Raw genomic sequence first — 16,595 nt, 5'->3', positions numbered from 1 at the left:
CATGCACGACGAGGCGCTCTTCGACCTGGAGATCCGCCTGCTGCTGGAGGCCGTCTACCAGCGCTACCAGCACGACTTCCGCGACTACGCGGTGACTTCGCTGCGCCGGCGCATGCGCCAGGCGATGCAGCATTTCCGCTGCGAGCGGCTGTCGCAGCTGCAGGGGCGCATACTCCACGAGCCCGAGGTGTTCGGGCAGATGCTGCAGTTCTTCACCGTGCAGGTCAGCGAGATGTTCCGCGACCCGACCTACTTCGGTGCGCTGCGCGAGCACGTGCTGCCGGTGCTGCGCACGTACCCGTCGCTGAAGATCTGGGTGGCGGGCTGCAGCCACGGCGAAGAGGTCTGGTCGCTGGCCATCCTGCTGGCCGAGGAGGACCTGTTGTCGCGGACCATCCTCTATGCGACGGACATCAACGCCGCCGCGCTGCAGCGCGCCGAGGCGGGCGTGTACCCGCTGGACCGGATGGCGGGCTTCAGCCGCAACTACCTCGCCGCGGGCGGGCGCGGCTCGCTGTCGGACCACTACACCAGCGCCTACGGCGGCGCGGCCTTCGACCGCCGCCTGAAGCAGCAGATCGTCTTCGCCGACCACAGCCTGGCCACCGACAGCGTGTTCTCGGAGGTGCACTTCGTGTCGTGCCGCAACGTGCTGATCTACTTCAACCGCACCCTGCAGGACCGGGCGCTGGGCCTGTTCAGCGAAGCGCTGGTGCGCCGCGGCTTCCTGGGGCTGGGCATGCGCGAGACCCTGCAGTTCAGCCGGCACGCCGCCGAGTTCGACACCCTGGCGCCCGAGCAGCGCATCTACCGCAAGCGTTGATGATGTCGGCCATCGCCCCCTCCCCCCTCTTCCGGCCCGAAGCGATCGTCATCGGCGCATCGGCCGGCGGCGTGCAGGCGCTGCAGCGGCTGCTGGCCGCGCTGCCGGCCTCGACCGGCGCGGCCGTGGCGATCGTGCTGCACCTGCCCCCGGACCGTCCGAGCGGCCTGGCGGCGCTGCTGTCCGAGTGCTGTGCGCTGCCCGTCACCGAGGCGCTGGACAAGCAGCCGATGACGCCGGGCACGGTGGTCGTCGCGCCCCCGGACTACCACCTGCTGGTGGAGCCCGACCGCACGCTGGCCCTGTCCGTCGATGCGCCGCTGCTGTATTCGCGCCCGGCGATCGATCCGCTGTTCGACAGCGCTGCCGTCGCCTACGGCCCGCGCCTGCTGGGCATCGTGCTCACCGGCGCGAGCCGCGACGGCAGCGAGGGCCTGGCCGCGGTGCGCCGGCACGGCGGCCAGGCCTGGGTGGAAGCGCCCTCCACCGCCGCCGTCTCCACGATGCCGGCCGCCGCGCTGGCCCATGCGGGCGCCGATCTCGTCGCCCCCCTCGAAGAACTCGGTGCGCAGCTGCGTGCCTTCGCCCGCCCATGATGACGCCACCGCGCCCCGAACCCCGTGACGAGGTCAACCTGCTGGTGGTCGACGACGTCGCGCAGAACCTCATCGCCATGCAGGCGCTGCTGGCACGCCCCGGCCTGCGCGTGCTGACGGCCCGCAGCGGCGCCGAGGCGCTGGAATTGCTGCTGGCGCACGACGTGGCGCTGGCACTGCTCGACGTGCAGATGCCGGAGATGGACGGCTTCGAGCTGGCCGAGCTGATGCGCGGCGCCGAACGCACGCGCAGCGTGCCCATCATCTTCCTGACGGCGGCGCCGCGCGACGGGCAACGCTCGTTCCGCGGCTACGAGGCCGGCGCGGTCGACTTCCTCTACAAGCCCATCGATCCGGAAGTGCTGAGCAGCAAGGTGGCGGTGTTCGTCGAGCTGTTCGAACAGCGCCAGGCCCTGCGGGACAGCCTGGACCAGCTGCAGCGCGTGCTGGCGCTCAACGAGGCGATGGTCGCGGTGCTGACCCACGACCTGCGCACCCCGCTGCAGGCCATGCTCGCTGGCGCGGAGCTGATCCGCCGCAAGTCGGCCGACGCCGATGCGCGGCATGCCGCCGAAGGCATCCGCTCGAGCGGCCAGCGCATGAGCCGCATGATCACGCAGCTGCTGGACTTCTCCCGCATCCGTTCGGGATCGCTGCAGCTCGACAAGGCCCACGCCGACCTCGGCGTGCTGTGTGCGGCCGTGCTCGAGGAAGTGCGGCAGGCCCGGCCGCAGACGCGCATCGAACTCTCGATGCAGGGCGACCTGACGGGCAGCTTCGATGCCGACCGGCTGATGCAGGTCATCGCGAACCTGGTGACCAATGCCGCGCAGCATGGCCGCGCGGACGAACCGATCAGCGTGCGGCTCGACGGCACCCACCCCGCGCAGCTGGTGGCCGAGGTCAGCAACGCCGGCGAGTTGCCGCAGGCCGTCCAGGCCCGGCTCTTCGAGCCCTTCCGCGAGCGCAGCGCCAGCAGCGGCGGCCTGGGCCTGGGGCTCTACATCGTCGCGCAGTTCATGCAGGCGCACGGCGGCGAGGTGGACGGGCGTTCGGGCGGCGACGGACGCACGGTGTTCCGCTTCACGCTGCCTCGCGGCCAGACGGTGGCGGCCGTGGCCTGAGCCCGGGCGGCGCGCGACAATCGCCGCCATGGCCGAGCCCGCCCCGCCTCCCCCTCCCGCCACCGCGTATTGGCGCAGGAACTGCCGGCTCATCGCCGGCCTGCTGACGGTGTGGTTCTGCGCCACCTTCGGGACGCTCTACTTCGCGCGCGACCTGTCCTTCCAGTTTTTCAACTGGCCCTTCAGCTTCTGGGTCGCGGCCCAGGGGGCGCTGGTGCTGTACGTGGTCATCATCGCGGCCTACGCCCGGGTGATGAACCGGGCGGACCGCCAGGCGCGGGAGGCGCAGAGCCGGGCTCCCGGCGCACGCGCCTACAACGATACATAGAGACCCACGCCGAGCTGGACGCGGCCGGTCCGGCGCCGCCTCAGGCGGCGCCGGGCAGGCGGGCCAGGGCCGACACCGTCGCCAGGCACGCCCGGGCGGCCTCGCCGCCCTTCACCACGAAGTGCTCGCGGAAGAAGCGCAGGTGGTCGGCGTGGTCGTGGAAGTGGTGCGGCGTCAGCACCGCGGAGATCACCGGCACGCCGGTGTCGAGCTGCACGCGCATCAGGCCGTCGATCACCGCATGGGCGACGAACTCGTGGCGGTACATGCCGCCGTCGACCACCAGCCCGCAGCCGACGATGGCCGCATAACGGCCGCTGCGCGCCAGGCGCTGCGCATGCAGCGGGATCTCGAAGGCACCCGGCACGTCGAAGACCTCGACGGCGTCGGGCGGCACGTCGTGCCGCTCGAACTCGGCGAAGAACGCCTCGCGGGCGCGGCCGACGATGTCAGCATGCCAGCCGGCCTGGATGAACGCGTAGCGCAGGCCGCGCGGCGGCCGGGCGACGAGCGCCGGCACGGCAGCGTTGGCGGAGGTGGGAGAGGAAACAACAGGCTGATTCATGGAGATGCCTAGGCAAGGGATGGCCAGAATCAGGGCGCACGCGCGCAGCGGCCCCCGGCACGCCGGACGAACCACCCGCCTCGCGCTCTCTTTCATCCGGACTGTGACCGTCGGCCCCGGGATCCCACCGGGTCTGCTGACCCCGCTGCCGGCACGCCGGCGGCGGGCGCTCGCGGGCTCGTGCGGACGCATCCGCCATCACCGCCGGTGGGGAATCGCACCCCGCCCTGAGAACGCTGTGCCCCGGACCGCGAGGCCCGGAGCGGCAGGCAGTCTAAAACGGACGGGCCGCCCGCGCATTTAGACTCTCGGATTGCCCGAGAACACCGTGATGCCGTTCAATTCCTGCCGGCCGCAGCGCCGGAGTGGCCGATGAAGCTCGCCGACCGACTCCGCCATATCGACCCGTTCTACGTGATGGAGTGCGCCAAGGCGGCCGACGAGATCGCCCGCAGCGCCGCCTGCGACCCCGCCCGCGGCGGCCGGCCGATGCTCTACCTGAACATCGGCGAGCCCGACTTCACCGCGCCGGCGCCCGTGCTCGAGGCGGCGCAGCGCTGCCTGTCGGCCGGGCGCACGCAGTACACCCCTGCCACCGGCCTGCCGGCGCTGCGCGAGGCGATTTCGCGCTGGTATGCAGAGCGTTTCGGGCTCGACGTGCCGGCCCGGCGCATCGTCGTCACGGCCGGGGCCTCGGCGGCGCTGCAGCTCGTGACGCTGGCGCTCGTCAACGAGGGCGACGAGGTGCTGCTGCCCGACCCGAGCTACCCCTGCAACCGGCACTTCGTGGCCGCGGCCGGCGGCCGGGCGCGGCTGCTGCCGGCCGATGCGGCGGCGCGCTTCCAGCTCGATGCCGCGGCCGTCCAGGCGGCCTGGGGCGGGCACACGCGCGGCGTGCTGCTGGCCTCGCCCTCCAACCCCACGGGCACCTCGATCGCGCCGGCCGAGATGCAGCGCATCGTCGACGCCGTGCGGGCCCGCGGCGGCTTCACGATCGTCGACGAGATCTACCTGGGCCTCAGCTACGACGACGCCTTCGCCGCCAGCGCGCTGCGGTTCGGCGACGACGTGATCTCGGTCAACAGCTTCTCGAAGTACTTCAGCATGACGGGCTGGCGCCTGGGCTGGATGGTGCTGCCGGAGCCGCTGGTCGCGCCGGTGGAGCGCCTGGCGCAAAACCTCTTCATCTGCGCCTCGAGCGTGGCGCAGCATGCCGCGCTGGCCTGCTTCGAGCCTGCATCGATCGCCGCGTACGAGGAGCGCCGCGCGGCCTTCCGCGCCCGGCGCGACTTGATCGTGCCGGCGCTGCGGCAGCTCGGCTTCGGCGTGCCGGTGGTACCCGACGGCGCCTTCTACGTGTGGGCCGATGTGTCCGCGCACGCCGCCAGCAGCTGGGACTTCTGCTTCGACATGATGGAGCGTGCGCACGTCGCGCTGACGCCGGGCCGCGACTTCGGGCCGCATGCGGGCGAGCGCTTCATGCGCCTGTCCTTCGCGAGCGGCCTGCCGCAACTGGAAGAAGCCGTGCGACGGTTGTCTCAAGCGCTGTGAAGAAGCCGCAGTACGAGTTCGCCGTGCGCGTGTACTGGGAGGACACCGACGCCGGCGGCGTGGTGTTCTACGCCAACTACCTGAAGTTCTTCGAGCGCGCCCGCACCGAGTGGCTGCGCACGATGGGCCACGAGCAGCAGCGGCTGAAGGAGGAAGGCGGCGCGATGTTCGTCGTCACCGACACCCGCACCCGCCACCTGCGCCCCGCCCGCCTGGACGACCAGCTTTACATCAGCGTCGCGCTCGCGGAACGCAGCCGTGCGACCCTCACCCTCGTGCAGCAGGCACGCCGCGGCCAGGAGCTGCTGGCCGAGGGCGAGATCCGCATCGCCTGCGTCGAGCCCGGAACCTTCCGGCCGCGCCGCATTCCGAACCCGCTTCTCGAAGCGATCGAACACCACCTCGCCTCTTACTGAAATCGCCTCAGGCCCGTTATGAACCAGGACATGTCCATCCTCTCGCTCGTGCTGCAAGCGAGCTTCGTCGTGCAGATCGTGATGGCGGGGCTGCTCATCGTCTCGCTGATCAGCTGGACGGTGATCTTCGGCAAGGTCGTCGGCCTGAAGCGCGTGCGCGGCCAGAACGAAGGCTTCGAGCGCGAGTTCTGGTCGGGCCGCAGCCTCACCGAGCTGCAGCAGGCCGCCACCGCGGCCAAGACCACCGCGCCGATGGAGCGCATCTTCGCCAGCGGCATGCGCGAGTTCCTGAAGCTGCGCGACAGGCGGCTCGATGCCGCCGCCCAGCTCGACGGCGCGCGCCGCGCGATGCGCGCGAGCTTCCAGCGCGAGCTCGACGTGATCGAGAGCAACCTGAGCTTCCTCGGCACGGTGGCCTCGGTCAGCCCCTACGTGGGCCTGTTCGGCACGGTGTGGGGGATCATGCATGCCTTCGTCGGCCTCGCGAACCTGCAGCAGGTGTCGCTGGCCACGGTGGCGCCCGGCATCGCCGAGGCGCTGGTGGCCACGGCCATCGGCCTCTTCGCGGCCATCCCGGCGGTGATCGCCTACAACCGCTTCGCACGCGACATCGACCGCATCGCGATCCAGCTCGAGACCTTCATCGAGGAGTTCTCGAACATCCTGCAGCGCAACGCGGGCCAGCCCGCAGCGAGATGAACCGCCCCCGCAGCGCGACCCGACGGAAACAAGCATGGCAGCACTGAACGTACGAGGCGGCGGCCGCCGCCGCCGAGCGATGAACGAGATCAACATGGTCCCGTTCATCGACGTGATGCTGGTGCTGCTGATCATCTTCATGGTCAGTGCGCCGCTCATCACCACCGGCACCATCGACGTGCCCACCGTCGGCAAGGCCAAGCAGGCCGAGACGCGCAAGATCGACGTGCAGGTCGCGCTCGACGGCAAGCTCAAGCTCAGCGCCGAAGGCAGCGAGCGCAGCCTGACGCTGAAGGAGCTGGCCGACAACGTCAAGGCCGCGCAGAAGGACGACGCGCAGGTGCCCGTCGTGATCTCGGCCGACCGCAACGTCAAGTACGACACCGTCGTGAAGGTCATGGACACGCTGCAGCGCGCCGGCATCCAGCGCGTGGGCCTGTCCGTCAAGGCAGGAGGCTGAGCACCGATGGCCGACCAGGTGGATCCTCTGCGGCCGCAGCAACCCGGCGGCATGCGCGCCGGGGCCGCGGCGGCCGTGCTCGCGCACGTGGTGCTGATCGGGGCGATCGCGCTGGCCGTGAACTGGCGCGTCAGCACGCCCGAGGGCGTGTCGGCCGAGCTGTGGGCCAGCACCCCGCAGGAGGCCGCGCCGCGCGGCGAACCGCCGCCCCCGCCGCCGCCGCGCCCCGAACCCGTGCCGCAGCCCGAGCCGCCGCGCCCCGAGCCGAAGCCCGCGCCCGCCCCGCCCCCGCCCCGCGAGACGCAGGCCGAGCGCGACGCCGAGATCGCGGTCGAGAAGGCCAGGCGCGAGAAGGAGAAAGAGAAGGAGCGGGAACGCGAGCAGCAGCGCGAGGAAGCGCGGCGCGAACGCGAAGCCCGGCAGAAGGCCGAGCGGCAGAAGGCCGAGGAGCAGGCGCGGCGCGAGAAGGCCGAGCAGGAGAAGAAGGAACGCGCCGAGCAGCAGGCCAAGGCCGCCCGGGAGAAGGCCGAGCGCGAGAAGGCCGAGAAGGCCGCCGAAGCCAGGCGCGAGCAGCTGCGCAAGGAGCAGCTCGCCCGCATGATGGGCCAGGCGGGCGCCACCGGCGGGCCGGAGGCCACGGGCACGGCGCAGCGCAGCGCCGGCCCGTCGGCCAGCTACGCCGGGCGCATCATCGCCCGCGTGCGGCCGAACATCGTGCTGACCGACGAGGTGCAGGGCAGCCCCGTGGCCGAGGTCGAGGTGCGTGCCGCGCCCGACGGCAGCATCGTCGGCCGCCGGCTGGTCAAGGGCAGCGGCGTCAAGGCCTGGGACGACGCGGTGCTGCGCGCGATCGACCGCACCGACACGCTGCCCCGCGACGTCGACGGGCGCGTGCCTTCGTCGATGGTCATCGTGTTCCGGCGGGGGGACTGAGCCCGCGCCGACGGGCGGCCAGCCACCCGTCGAAGGACCAGCGCCCCGGCCCCCACAACACCAGGCCGGCCAGCAGGCTGCCCCAGAACTGGTGCTGCTGCAGCGCCGCCTCGCCGATCTCCGGCAGGCTGACGACCGCCACGGCATTCACGACGAACAGGCCCGCGGCGGCGAAGCGCCCGCCCAGCCCGAGCACCAGCAGCACGGGCAGGACCAGTTCGCCCGCGGTGCCGGCGTAGGCGGCGAGCTCCGGCGGCAGCAGCGGCACGTGGTATTCGTCGGTGAACAACGCGACGGTGATCTCCCAGTCGCGCAGCTTGGTGAGGCCCGAGAGGAAGAACACCCGCGCCACGTAGACGCGGGCGGCCAGCAGCGCGAGCGGCTGCGCCGCCTCGAGCCACCCGACCAGCCGGCGGTACACGCCCTGTGCCTGGAACCAGGCCATCGATCCGTTCATGGTTTGTCTCCTTCGACGACGACGACGGCGGCGATGCGATCGCGCCGCAAGGCTTCGCCGAGCCAGCCGGCGAAGTCGAAGCCGCTGCCCGCTGCGTCCAGCGCCGCATCGAGCGGGCGGCCGTCCAGCAGGGCCTGCGTGAACAAGGCATCGGCCGGTGCGACGGCGGCGGCCCGTGCATGCCAGCCTTCGCGCCAGACGCAGGCGTCCTCGCCCCGGCCGGCCCGCAGGGCCTCGCGCACGGCAGCGAACCCGCCGGCCTGCTGCGCCCCGGCCGGCGCCTGGTGCGCCTGCCAGATCGAAACGATCGGCCAGCGCGAGCGCAGCAGCGCCGTGCCGGCCCGCAACTGCAGCCGCAGCACGGCCGGCTCGGTATCGCCGAGCCGTTCGAGCTGCTGTGCGCCGGGCGGCTCGTCGGCGGCACGGGCGGCCTGGTGCAGCGCCCAGTCGAGCGCCGCGCTGTCCGCGAGGTAGGGCTCGTCCGCCAGCGTGGGGCTCCCGGCGATGAACGCCGGCAGTTGCGCGCCATACGCACCGAGGTCGCCGGCCTGCGGCGGATGGGCGCGCCAGTACGCCCGCGCCAGGCCCGCCATCGCGGCGTCGCCGACCAGCGCGGCGACCGTCGGGAATGCTGCGGCCAGCGCCCCCTGTGCCGCCGCGCCGGCGTTGGCCTGGTAGACCTGCAGGCCCCGCAGCACACCGGCCCGCGGGCCGCGCAGCGCACCGGGCGGCAGCGCCGCCAGGCCGCCCCCCTGCAAGGCCGCCAGCAACGCCTGCTGGCGCCGGGCCTCCGCACTCATCGCAGCCCCTGCGGGACGGCTGCGTCCGTCCGGCCGGCGAGGATGGCGTCGGCGCGGCGCGCCTCGCCGACCAGCACGTCGAGCGCCGGGATCGCGGTGTCCCATTCGATCAACGTGGGCACCGCGCCCCAGCGCCGCACGGCATGGCGGTAGACCGCCCACACCGGGGCGTGCACGCGGCTGCCGTGGTCGTCGACGACGATGTCGCCGGTGTCGGCGTAGCCGGCCAGGTGGATCTCGCCGACGGCCGCGCCGTCGAGCGCATCGACCCAGGCGCAACCGGCCGCCACCGGATCGAGGCCGGCGTTGAGCGCGTTGACCGCCACGTTGTTCAGGTCGGCCAGCACCCAGCAGCCGGTGCGGCGCGCCAGCGCGTTGAAGAACTCCGGCTCGGCCAGCGTGTCGTCGGCCCAGCCGAGGTAGGCCGCGAGGTTCTCGACGCCGATCGGGCGCTTCAGCCGCTCCTGCACCCGCTGCACGTTGGCGCACAGCACGGCCAGGCCCTCGTCGGTGAACGCGGGCGGCAGCAGGTCGTTGGCATGCAGCACCGCCCCCCCGTCGAGGCGCGGCGCGCGGGCGAAGGCAGCATGGTCGGAGATGCGCAGCGGCTGCACGCGCTGCGCGAGCGCGGCCAGGCGGTCCAGGTGCCAGGCATCCAGCCCGGCCGCGGAGCCCAGGGCCAGGCCCACGCCGTGCAGGCTGAGCTCATACGCTTCGCGCGCCCCGGCCAGCGCAGCCAGGGCCGCGCCGCCCTCGGCGAAGAAGTTCTCCGAGTGCACCTCGATGAACCCCAGCGCCGGGCGCTGCTGCAGCAACGCCACCTCGTGCGGCTGGCGCCAGCCGATGCCTGCGTGCGACGGGACCTGCATGGCCATGCCCGGGCGGCGTGCGTGCGGCTTCAGGACTTGGATTTGGCCATCGCCTCTTGTTCCGTCATCCCCTTCAGCGACTTGCAGGTGCCCTTGGCGACGTACTTCCAGTCCTCGGCGCTCATGTCCATCTTGGACTGGCCCGCGCAGCTGTGGGTCTTGGACAGGCTCGCGCAGTCGTTCTGCCCGGCCTTGGCAATGCCGTAGCACTTCTCCTTGCTCTTGTCCTGCGCGGCGGCCTGGCCGGCGATGCCGAGTGACAGCACGGAAGCCAGCGCGGAAGAGACGATGAGTCGGTGGTTCATGGTGGTGCTCCTGGAAAGGGGTGGGTGGATCCGACAGCCAGGCCGGTGTGGTCGATGGCCTGCGCTACGTCCGTCGCCGGCCACGCGGGCTCCTTACACTGGCGCCTCGAAAAAATTCCAGCCGGCCGATGAGCGACTTTGCACGTGAAGTGGAATCCCTGCGGCCGCAGCTGCTGCGCTTCGCACGCACGCAACTGCGCAACGAGGCCTGGGCCGAGGATGCCGTCTCCGACACGCTGCTGGCCGCGCTGGAGCGGCCGCAGGCCTTCGGCGGCCTGTCGCAGCTCAAGACGTGGCTGATCGGCATTCTGAAGCACAAGGTCGTCGACCAGCTGCGGCGCCACGCCCGCGAGGCCACGGTCATCGCCGGCGAGGATGGCGACGACCTCGACGACCTGCTGTTCACGCAGGAAGGCCATTGGCGCGAGCCGCCCGCGGTCTGGGCGAGCCCGGAGGCCTCCTTCCACGAACGGCAGTTCTTCGACGTGCTGCAGGCCTGCATCGACCACCTGCCGCCGGTGCAGGGGCGCGTCTTCATGATGCGCGAGTGGCTCGGCCTGGACACCGAAGAAATCTGCAAGGAACTGTCGATCAGCGCGACCAATCTCTGGGTGCTGCTGCACCGCGCGCGGCTGCGGCTGCGCGAGTGCCTGGACCTGCGCTGGTTCCAGGCCCCCCGCACCGCCTAGCTAACCGCAGGACCCGACGCCATGAAGCTCCAACGCAGCTGCCGCGACGTGACCCGCCTCGTGCTGGCCGGCGAAGACCGCGCCCTGGGCGTTGGCGAGCGCCTGGGCATCCGGCTGCACATGCTGGTGTGCCGCGCGTGCCCGCGTTTCGCGGCGCAGGTGGCCGTGATGCGCGAGGCCACGGCGCGCTGGCGTGCCTACGCTGAACCGGAGGACGCGCCGGCGGACGGAACGCGGCGGCGCTGAGCCCTCGCGGGGCGGCGGCGCCGCGGGTCAGGCGATCGCGCCGCCGCCGGCCCGGATGTCCCGCGGATGCTGCAGCGCCAGCTGCAGGCCCAGGCGCACGCCGGCCACCATCGCGGCCAGCGGCCAGGTGGGCGCGCCCGGATGGCGCGCCGCCTGCTCGTCGAGCAGCGGCAGGTGCATGAAGCCGCTGCGGATGCCCCGGCCGGCCAGCGTGTGCTGCAGGCCGTAGAACACATGGTTGCAGACGAAGGTGCCGGCAGTCTGCGAGACCGAGGCCGGGAAGCCCGCGGCCCGCAGGCCCGCTGCCATCGCCTTGATCGGCAAGGTGCTGAAGTACGCCGCGGGGCCGTCCGGCACGATGGGTTGGTCGATCGGCTGCACGCCGTCGTTGTCCGGGATGCGCGCGTCGTCGACGTTGATGGCCACCCGCTCGATCGAGAGCTCGCTGCGTGCCGCGGCCTGCCCCAACGCGAGCACGAGCACCGGACGATGGCGGTCGATCGCCTCACCGAGCACGGCGAGCGAGCCGCCGAAGGTGCAAGGCAGTTGCACGCCGACCACGCGCACGCCCGCCACCGCCTGCCCGTGCAGGGCCTCGGCCACGGCGGCACTCGGGTTGACGCAGTCGGCGTCGAAGGGCTCGAAGCCCGTCAGCAGCAAAGGAGGTGGGGAGGACATCGGGCGATTCTGCGCTGCCTGCACTGTCGGATCGGCCCTACAGGGATTCCCGCAGCGGACCGACAGCCTGCGCCCGCCCTGCTGCCTACAGTGGAACTCATCGCGCCACGCGCAGCTTTGCCACAAGGAGCCTCTCATGCAAACCCCGAACCGTACCCGCCTTGCCCTCGTCGCTTCCGCCGCCGCCCTGACGCTGCTGGCCGCCTGCAGCCGCGAAAGCGACGATGCCACCGTCGGCCAGCGCATCGACCAGGGCATCGCTACCACCGAGCAGCGCACGGAACAGGCCGCCAATACCGCCGAGCGCAAGATGGAACAGGCCGGCGACGCCATCGAACGCGGTGGCGAGAAGGTGGCCAGCGCCACCGGCGATGCCAGCCTGACCGCCAAGGTCAAGACCGCCCTGATCACCGCACCGGACCTCGGCTCGCTGAAGATCGACGTCGACTCGAACGACGGCGTCGTGACGCTGAACGGTGAGGTGAAGACCGCCGACGAGAAGGCCCGCGCCGAGCGCGTGGTGGCCACCGTCACCGGTGTGACCTCGGTCGTCAACAACCTCGTCGTGTCGAGCTGACGTTTGGCGGCGCGCGGCACGCCGCGCCGCGCTCACGCCGCGGCGCCGTAGCCCCCGCCTCCTGGCGTCTCGATCACGAACACGTCGCCGGGCAGCAGGTCGGCGGAGCCGATGTGCTCCAGTGCCTGCACCCGGCCGTCGGCGCGCTCGATCAAGCAACGGCCCACTGCACCAGCGCCGCCGCCGTGCGCGCCGAAGGCCCCGTGCACCCGGCCGTTGGCCAGGATGGCAGCCGTCATCGGCTCCAGGAACCTCACGCGGCGCACGCCGCCGTCACCACCCCGCCAGCGCCCTGCGCCGCCCGAGCCCGCCCGGACGGCATAGCTGTCCAGGCGCACCGGGAAGCGGAACTCCAGCACTTCCGGATCGGTGAGGCGGGAGTTCGTCATGTGGGTCTGCACGACGCTCGTGCCGTCGAAGCCCTCGCCGGCACCCGACCCGCCGGCCACGGTTTCGTAGTACTGGTAGCGGGCGTTGCCGAAGGTGAAGTTGTTCATCGTGCACTGGCTCGCCGCCAGCACGCCCAGCGCGCCGTAGAGTGCGTTGGTCACGCACATCGAAGTCTCGACGTTGCCCGCCACGACCGCCGCCGGCGGCCGCGGGTTGAGCATGCAGCCCTCCGGCACGATCACCTCCAGCGGCTTGAGGCAGCCTGCGTTGAGCGGGATGTCGTCGTCGATCAGCGTGCGGAAGACGTAGAGCACCGCCGCCATCGTCACGGCCTTGGGCGCATTGAAGTTGTTGGGCAGCTGCGCGCTGGTGCCGGTGAAGTCGATCGTCGCCGAACGGGCGGCGCTGTCGACGCGCACCGTCACCTGGATCTGCGCCCCGTTGTCCAGCGGCAGCACGAAGCGGCTGCCGGTCGCAGCGGGGTCGAGCGCCGTGATGGCGCGGCGCACCGAGGTCTCGGCGTTGTCCTGCACATGCCGCATGTAGGCCGCCACGGTGGGCAGGCCGTACTGCGCCACCATGGCGTTGAGTTCCTGCACGCCCTTTTCGTTGGCGGCGATCTGCGCGCGCAGGTCGGCCATGTTCTGCGCGGGGTTGCGCGAGGGATGGGGCCCGCCGGCCAGCAGCGCCAGCATCGCCTCCTCCTGCAACTCGGGGCCGCGCGGGCCCGCCGCGACGAGCCGGACGTTGTCGATCAGCACGCCTTCCTCGGCGATGGTCGAAGAGAACGGCGGCATCGAGCCCGGCGTGGTACCGCCCACGTCAGCATGGTGCCCGCGCGAGGCGACGTAGAACGCCGGGCGTGCACCGGCTTCGCCGCGCTGCACGTCGAGGAACACGGGCGTGACGACCGTGATGTCGGGCAGGTGGGTGCCGCCGTGGTACGGATCGTTCAGCACGAACACGTCCCCCGCCTGCATGGCGGGGTTGCGGGCGATCACGCTCTTGATCGACTCGCTCATCGAGCCCAGGTGCACCGGCATGTGCGGTGCGTTGGCGATCAGGTTGCCGTCGCCGTCGAACAGGGCGCAGGAGAAGTCGAGCCGCTCCTTGATGTTCACCGAGTGCGCGGTGTTCTGCAGCCGCAGGCCCATCTGCTCGGCGATGTTCATGAAGAGGTTGTTGAACACCTCCAGCATGACGGGGTCGGCCGCCGTGCCGACGGCGGGCGCATCGGCACGCGGCCGGATGCGCCGCAGCTGCACGGCGCCCCCCGCGACGATCAGCGCCTGCCAGCCGGGATCGACGACGGTGGTGGCGTTGCGCTCGGCGAGGATCGCCGGCCCGTCGACGTGCGCGCCGGGCGGCAGCTGCTCGCGCCGGTACAGCCAGCCGTCGCGCCAGCCGGCCGGCGACTCGTCGGCCAGGCAGTACATGCGCACCGCCTCGGCGCGCGGCACGGTGTGCAGCGGCGCCGTGCCGGCAGGCGTGGTCGGCAGCGCCTCGCCTTCGAGCACCGCTTCGACCGACACCGCCTCGATCACCAGCGGCTTGTCCGGCATCAGGAACGCGAAGCGTTGGCGGTAGGCGGCCTCGAAGCCGCGGCGCAGCGTGGCCTCGTCGCCCCAGGGCACCTGCAGCGCCGTGTCGGTGCCGAGGTAGCGCACATGCGCCTGCGCGTTGTAGCGCAGTGCGGGCGCGCGGGCGCCGTCGGTGGCGTGCGCCTGCGCGGCCAGCTCGGCGCCGGCCGCCGCCGCGAGGGCGTCGACCTGCGCCTGCGCCGCGGCCAGGCCTGCTTCGTCGAGCGCCCGCTCGACCGAGGCCTCGCGCATCGCGGCCTGGTCGGCCAGCCCCATGCCGTAGGCGCTGAGCACCCCCGCCAGCGGATGGACGTAGACCTGCGTCATGCCGAGGGCGTCGGCCACCGCGCAGGCATGCTGCCCGCCCGCGCCGCCGAAGCATTGCAGCGTGTAGCCGGTGACGTCGTAGCCGCGTGCCACCGAGATGCGCTTGATCGCATTGGCCATGTTGGCCACGGCGATCTGCAAGGCACCGGCGGCAACCTCCTCGGCGTGCACCGGCCGCCCCGTGGCCTGCTGCATCTCGAGCGCCACGGCCTCGAAGCGGTGCAGCACCTCGGCGCGGTCCAGCGGCTGGTTGCCGCGCGGGCCGAACAAGGCCGGGAAGTGGGCCGGCTGGATGCGCCCCAGCATCACGTTGGCGTCGGTGGTGGCCAGCGGCCCGCCGCGCCGGTAGCTGGCCGGGCCGGGATGGGCACCCGCCGATTCAGGGCCGACACGCAGCCGCGCGCCATCGAAGCGGATGATGGAGCCGCCGCCGGCAGCGACCGTGTGGATGCTCATCATCGGCGCGCGCATGCGCACGCCGGCCACCTGCGTCTCGAACGCCCGCTCGAACTCGCCCGCGAAGTGCGACACGTCGGTGGACGTGCCGCCCATGTCGAAGCCGATCACCCGCGCATGGCCGGCCGCCCGGGCCGTGCGCACCATGCCGACGATGCCGCCGGCCGGCCCCGACAGGATGGCGTCCTTGCCCTGGAAGCGCTGCGCCTCGGTCAGACCGCCGGAGCTCTGCATGAAGAGCAGCCGCACGCCGGGCATCTGGGCGGCGACGCGGTCGACGTAGCGCCGCAGGATCGGCGAAAGGTAGGCGTCGACGACGGTGGTGTCGCCGCGCGGCACCAGCTTCATCAGCGGGCTCACCTCGTGCGACACCGAGACCTGCGTGAAGCCGATCGCCCGGGCCAGCGCGCCCGCGGCGGCTTCGTGCGCCGTGTGGCGCCAGCCGTGCATGAACACGACGGCGCAGGCCCGGATGCCGGCATCGAAGGCGGCCTGCAGGTCGGCACGCAGCGCGGCCTCGTCGAGCGGGGTGACCAGGGTGCCGTCGGCGCCGACACGCTCCCGGGCCTCGATCACCCGCTCGTAGAGCATCTCGGGCAGCACGATGTGGCGGTCGAAGAGCCGGGGGCGCGCCTGGTAGGCGATGCGCAGCGCATCGCGGAAGCCCTGCGTGGCCACGAGCACGGTGCGGTCGCCGGTGCGCTCGAGCAGCGCGTTGGTGGCCACGGTGGTGCCCATCTTCACGCAGGCGACGCGACCGGGGGTGACCGGTTCGCCCTCCGCCAGGCCGAGCAGCCGGCGCACGCCCTCGACCGCGGCGTCCTCGTAGCGGGCTGGATCCACGCTCAGCAGCTTGAGGGTGTGCAGCGCACCGCGTGGATCGCGTCCGACGATGTCGGTGAAGGTGCCGCCGCGGTCTATCCAGAACTGCCAGCGCGCGTCGTCGGTCATGAAGGTCTCGCAAGCTCGAGTGCCGACCAACGCTCGGCCAGCAAGGTGGTGATGTCGTGCACGGCCAGGCCGGTGGCCTCGCGCACGGCCGCAGCATAGGGCGGCATGTTGGTGCATTCGAGCACGATGTGCTCGATGGCCGGCGCGGCCTGCTGCAGCCGCCGCGCCGCCGCGACCACCTCGCGGCGCGCCGCCCCGGCATCCAGCGTGGGCAGGTCGCCGATCAGCGTGCGCTGCAGCAGGCTGCCGGCGGCCAGGCCCGCCACCGGCGTGGCCGGGTCGGCGCCCACGGCGCGCAGGTGGTCGGCCGACAGCGCCGCGGGGTCGACCGTCACGACGCCGGCACGCCCCGCGGGCAGCTCGGCCAGCTTCAGCAGGCTGGACGTCCACACCGGCACCGGCAGCGCGGCCTGCAGCGCCTGCTGGTACAGCGCGAGGAAGCCGCAGCTCGTGGACAGTGCCGCGGCGCCCTGGCCTGCGAGCATGCGGCCAGCCTCGATGAAGGGCTGCAGCAGGCCGGCGGCCCGCTCGCGGACCACGCGCTGCGGCGAGGCGCTGCGCACCACCCACCGCCGCACCGGGAACGGCAGCGACTGCGGATGGCCGATGTCGCCCGGCAGGCGGGGAAAGCGGGTGTCGAGCATCAGCACGCCGAGGAAGGGCGCGGGAGACAGGGCCGAGTCTGCGATGTGATTCTCCAGGCGCCGGACGGGGCCGTGCCACGATGCCATCGCACGGGGAAGGAGGGGAAACTGCGGTGATGTTTTATCGCAGC

20 protein-coding genes and 1 riboswitch are annotated in these 16,595 nt (G+C 72.3%); of the genes, 12 read left to right on the top strand and 8 right to left on the bottom strand.

Features of this window, described 5'->3' with window-relative positions:
* Position 1: 1 nt before the first annotated feature.
* From V4F39_RS09150 to V4F39_RS09135, 4 genes are read left to right on the top strand one after another with little or no spacing between them, the layout of a single operon-like run.
* On the top strand, positions 2-823 hold the full coding sequence (locus V4F39_RS09150) for a CheR family methyltransferase (RefSeq protein WP_332289115.1): 822 nt from the start codon (positions 2-4) through the stop codon (positions 821-823).
* 2 nt (positions 824-825) lie between these two features.
* On the top strand, positions 826-1,419 hold the full coding sequence (locus V4F39_RS09145; protein WP_332289014.1) for a chemotaxis protein CheB: 594 nt from the start codon (positions 826-828) through the stop codon (positions 1,417-1,419).
* The gene (locus V4F39_RS09140) at positions 1,419-2,543 is read left to right on the top strand and encodes a hybrid sensor histidine kinase/response regulator (protein ID WP_332289013.1); all 1,125 of its coding nucleotides are present in this window, start codon (positions 1,419-1,421) and stop codon (positions 2,541-2,543) included. The genes V4F39_RS09145 and V4F39_RS09140 overlap by 1 nt, the downstream gene beginning before the upstream one ends.
* Before the next feature lie 28 nt (positions 2,544-2,571).
* On the top strand, positions 2,572-2,871 hold the full coding sequence (locus V4F39_RS09135) for a DUF4212 domain-containing protein (RefSeq protein WP_332289012.1): 300 nt from the start codon (positions 2,572-2,574) through the stop codon (positions 2,869-2,871).
* Between the two features lie 40 nt (positions 2,872-2,911).
* On the opposite strand, the gene V4F39_RS09130 is transcribed toward V4F39_RS09135, so the two are convergent.
* A complete protein-coding gene (locus tag V4F39_RS09130) occupies positions 2,912-3,436 on the bottom strand; it encodes a 6,7-dimethyl-8-ribityllumazine synthase (protein ID WP_332289011.1) in 525 nt (174 codons plus the stop codon).
* 80 nt (positions 3,437-3,516) lie between these two features.
* A riboswitch (FMN riboswitch) is annotated at positions 3,517-3,675 on the bottom strand.
* Between the two features lie 133 nt (positions 3,676-3,808).
* Between V4F39_RS09130 and V4F39_RS09125 the strand changes: the two genes are divergently transcribed.
* From V4F39_RS09125 to tolA, 5 genes are read left to right on the top strand one after another with little or no spacing between them, the layout of a single operon-like run.
* Positions 3,809-4,987, top strand: coding sequence for a pyridoxal phosphate-dependent aminotransferase (locus tag V4F39_RS09125; protein WP_332289010.1), 1,179 nt, complete (start codon positions 3,809-3,811; stop codon positions 4,985-4,987).
* Positions 4,984-5,403, top strand: a complete 420-nt coding sequence (gene ybgC, locus V4F39_RS09120) for a tol-pal system-associated acyl-CoA thioesterase (RefSeq protein ID WP_332289009.1) — start codon at positions 4,984-4,986, stop codon at positions 5,401-5,403. The genes V4F39_RS09125 and ybgC overlap by 4 nt, the downstream gene beginning before the upstream one ends.
* 18 nt (positions 5,404-5,421) lie before the next feature.
* Complete coding sequence (tolQ, locus tag V4F39_RS09115) at positions 5,422-6,102, top strand: protein TolQ (protein ID WP_332289008.1); 681 nt, start codon at positions 5,422-5,424, stop codon at positions 6,100-6,102.
* Between the two features lie 34 nt (positions 6,103-6,136).
* Positions 6,137-6,562 (top strand): protein TolR, encoded by a 426-nt coding sequence (gene tolR / locus V4F39_RS09110; RefSeq protein ID WP_332289007.1) that lies wholly within the window; start codon positions 6,137-6,139, stop codon positions 6,560-6,562.
* Between the two features lie 6 nt (positions 6,563-6,568).
* Positions 6,569-7,495, top strand: coding sequence for a cell envelope integrity protein TolA (gene tolA / locus V4F39_RS09105; RefSeq protein WP_332289006.1), 927 nt, complete (start codon positions 6,569-6,571; stop codon positions 7,493-7,495).
* Here the strand turns inward: tolA and V4F39_RS09100 are convergent.
* From V4F39_RS09100 to V4F39_RS09085, 4 genes are read right to left on the bottom strand one after another with little or no spacing between them, the layout of a single operon-like run.
* Positions 7,470-7,952 carry a DoxX family protein gene (locus V4F39_RS09100; protein WP_332289005.1) on the bottom strand — a complete coding sequence of 161 codons (483 nt, stop codon included), beginning with the start codon at positions 7,950-7,952 and terminating at the stop codon, positions 7,470-7,472. The genes tolA and V4F39_RS09100 overlap by 26 nt on opposite strands.
* Positions 7,949-8,752, bottom strand: coding sequence for a DNA-binding domain-containing protein (locus V4F39_RS09095; RefSeq protein WP_332289004.1), 804 nt, complete (start codon positions 8,750-8,752; stop codon positions 7,949-7,951). Before V4F39_RS09095 ends, V4F39_RS09100 begins: the two co-directional genes overlap by 4 nt.
* Positions 8,749-9,627 carry an MbnB/TglH/ChrH family RiPP precursor modification enzyme gene (locus V4F39_RS09090; protein WP_332289003.1) on the bottom strand — a complete coding sequence of 293 codons (879 nt, stop codon included), beginning with the start codon at positions 9,625-9,627 and terminating at the stop codon, positions 8,749-8,751. The genes V4F39_RS09095 and V4F39_RS09090 overlap by 4 nt, the downstream gene beginning before the upstream one ends.
* Positions 9,628-9,650: 23 nt before the next feature.
* On the bottom strand, positions 9,651-9,926 hold the full coding sequence (locus V4F39_RS09085) for a BufA1 family periplasmic bufferin-type metallophore (protein ID WP_332289002.1): 276 nt from the start codon (positions 9,924-9,926) through the stop codon (positions 9,651-9,653).
* 128 nt (positions 9,927-10,054) lie between these two features.
* On the opposite strand from V4F39_RS09085, the gene V4F39_RS09080 reads away from it, so the two are divergent.
* Both V4F39_RS09080 and V4F39_RS09075 read left to right on the top strand, forming a co-directional pair.
* A complete protein-coding gene (locus tag V4F39_RS09080) occupies positions 10,055-10,615 on the top strand; it encodes a sigma-70 family RNA polymerase sigma factor (RefSeq protein ID WP_332289001.1) in 561 nt (186 codons plus the stop codon).
* A gap of 21 nt (positions 10,616-10,636) precedes the next feature.
* Entirely contained in the window at positions 10,637-10,861 is a 225-nt protein-coding gene (locus V4F39_RS09075; RefSeq protein WP_332289000.1) for an anti-sigma factor family protein, read from the top strand.
* 27 nt (positions 10,862-10,888) lie between these two features.
* Here the strand turns inward: V4F39_RS09075 and pcp are convergent, their stop codons facing one another.
* A complete protein-coding gene (gene pcp / locus V4F39_RS09070; protein ID WP_332288999.1) occupies positions 10,889-11,539 on the bottom strand; it encodes a pyroglutamyl-peptidase I in 651 nt (216 codons plus the stop codon).
* 136 nt (positions 11,540-11,675) lie between these two features.
* Between pcp and V4F39_RS09065 the strand changes: the two genes are divergently transcribed.
* On the top strand, positions 11,676-12,116 hold the full coding sequence (locus V4F39_RS09065; protein WP_332288998.1) for a BON domain-containing protein: 441 nt from the start codon (positions 11,676-11,678) through the stop codon (positions 12,114-12,116).
* Positions 12,117-12,148: 32 nt separating this feature from the next.
* Here V4F39_RS09065 and V4F39_RS09060 read toward each other — a convergent pair whose 3' ends face one another.
* Both V4F39_RS09060 and V4F39_RS09055 read right to left on the bottom strand, forming a co-directional pair.
* The gene (locus V4F39_RS09060) at positions 12,149-15,820 is read right to left on the bottom strand and encodes a hydantoinase B/oxoprolinase family protein (protein WP_332288997.1); all 3,672 of its coding nucleotides are present in this window, start codon (positions 15,818-15,820) and stop codon (positions 12,149-12,151) included.
* Complete coding sequence (locus V4F39_RS09055; RefSeq protein WP_332288996.1) at positions 15,817-16,551, bottom strand: aspartate/glutamate racemase family protein; 735 nt, start codon at positions 16,549-16,551, stop codon at positions 15,817-15,819. The genes V4F39_RS09060 and V4F39_RS09055 overlap by 4 nt, the downstream gene beginning before the upstream one ends.
* Positions 16,552-16,595 lie beyond the last annotated feature (44 nt).

It is taken from the genome of Aquincola agrisoli (assembly GCF_036621135.1).
In the GTDB taxonomy this organism is placed as follows: Bacteria; Pseudomonadota; Gammaproteobacteria; order Burkholderiales; family Burkholderiaceae_C; genus Aquincola; species Aquincola agrisoli.
The sequence above is the reverse complement of the archived record's forward strand: the minus strand, read 5'-3'. Positions and strand labels throughout refer to the sequence as shown.

Excerpts from the sequence above, each read along its gene's own strand:
- V4F39_RS09150 (WP_332289115.1), top strand. The coding sequence starts at position 2 with ATGCACGACGAGGCGCTCTTCGACCTGGAGATCCGCCTGCTGCTGGAG.
- V4F39_RS09145 (WP_332289014.1), top strand. The coding sequence starts at position 826 with ATGTCGGCCATCGCCCCCTCCCCCCTCTTCCGGCCCGAAGCGATCGTC.
- V4F39_RS09140 (WP_332289013.1), top strand. The coding sequence starts at position 1,419 with ATGACGCCACCGCGCCCCGAACCCCGTGACGAGGTCAACCTGCTGGTG.
- V4F39_RS09135 (WP_332289012.1), top strand. The coding sequence starts at position 2,572 with ATGGCCGAGCCCGCCCCGCCTCCCCCTCCCGCCACCGCGTATTGGCGC.
- V4F39_RS09130 (WP_332289011.1), bottom strand. The coding sequence starts at position 3,436 with ATGAATCAGCCTGTTGTTTCCTCTCCCACCTCCGCCAACGCTGCCGTG.
- V4F39_RS09125 (WP_332289010.1), top strand. The coding sequence starts at position 3,809 with ATGAAGCTCGCCGACCGACTCCGCCATATCGACCCGTTCTACGTGATG.
- tolQ (WP_332289008.1), top strand. The coding sequence starts at position 5,422 with ATGAACCAGGACATGTCCATCCTCTCGCTCGTGCTGCAAGCGAGCTTC.
- tolR (WP_332289007.1), top strand. The coding sequence starts at position 6,137 with ATGGCAGCACTGAACGTACGAGGCGGCGGCCGCCGCCGCCGAGCGATG.
- tolA (WP_332289006.1), top strand. The coding sequence starts at position 6,569 with ATGGCCGACCAGGTGGATCCTCTGCGGCCGCAGCAACCCGGCGGCATG.
- V4F39_RS09100 (WP_332289005.1), bottom strand. The coding sequence starts at position 7,952 with ATGAACGGATCGATGGCCTGGTTCCAGGCACAGGGCGTGTACCGCCGG.
- V4F39_RS09095 (WP_332289004.1), bottom strand. The coding sequence starts at position 8,752 with ATGAGTGCGGAGGCCCGGCGCCAGCAGGCGTTGCTGGCGGCCTTGCAG.
- V4F39_RS09090 (WP_332289003.1), bottom strand. The coding sequence starts at position 9,627 with ATGGCCATGCAGGTCCCGTCGCACGCAGGCATCGGCTGGCGCCAGCCG.
- V4F39_RS09085 (WP_332289002.1), bottom strand. The coding sequence starts at position 9,926 with ATGAACCACCGACTCATCGTCTCTTCCGCGCTGGCTTCCGTGCTGTCA.
- V4F39_RS09080 (WP_332289001.1), top strand. The coding sequence starts at position 10,055 with ATGAGCGACTTTGCACGTGAAGTGGAATCCCTGCGGCCGCAGCTGCTG.
- V4F39_RS09075 (WP_332289000.1), top strand. The coding sequence starts at position 10,637 with ATGAAGCTCCAACGCAGCTGCCGCGACGTGACCCGCCTCGTGCTGGCC.
- pcp (WP_332288999.1), bottom strand. The coding sequence starts at position 11,539 with ATGTCCTCCCCACCTCCTTTGCTGCTGACGGGCTTCGAGCCCTTCGAC.
- V4F39_RS09065 (WP_332288998.1), top strand. The coding sequence starts at position 11,676 with ATGCAAACCCCGAACCGTACCCGCCTTGCCCTCGTCGCTTCCGCCGCC.
- V4F39_RS09060 (WP_332288997.1), bottom strand. The coding sequence starts at position 15,820 with ATGACCGACGACGCGCGCTGGCAGTTCTGGATAGACCGCGGCGGCACC.
- V4F39_RS09055 (WP_332288996.1), bottom strand. The coding sequence starts at position 16,551 with ATGGCATCGTGGCACGGCCCCGTCCGGCGCCTGGAGAATCACATCGCA.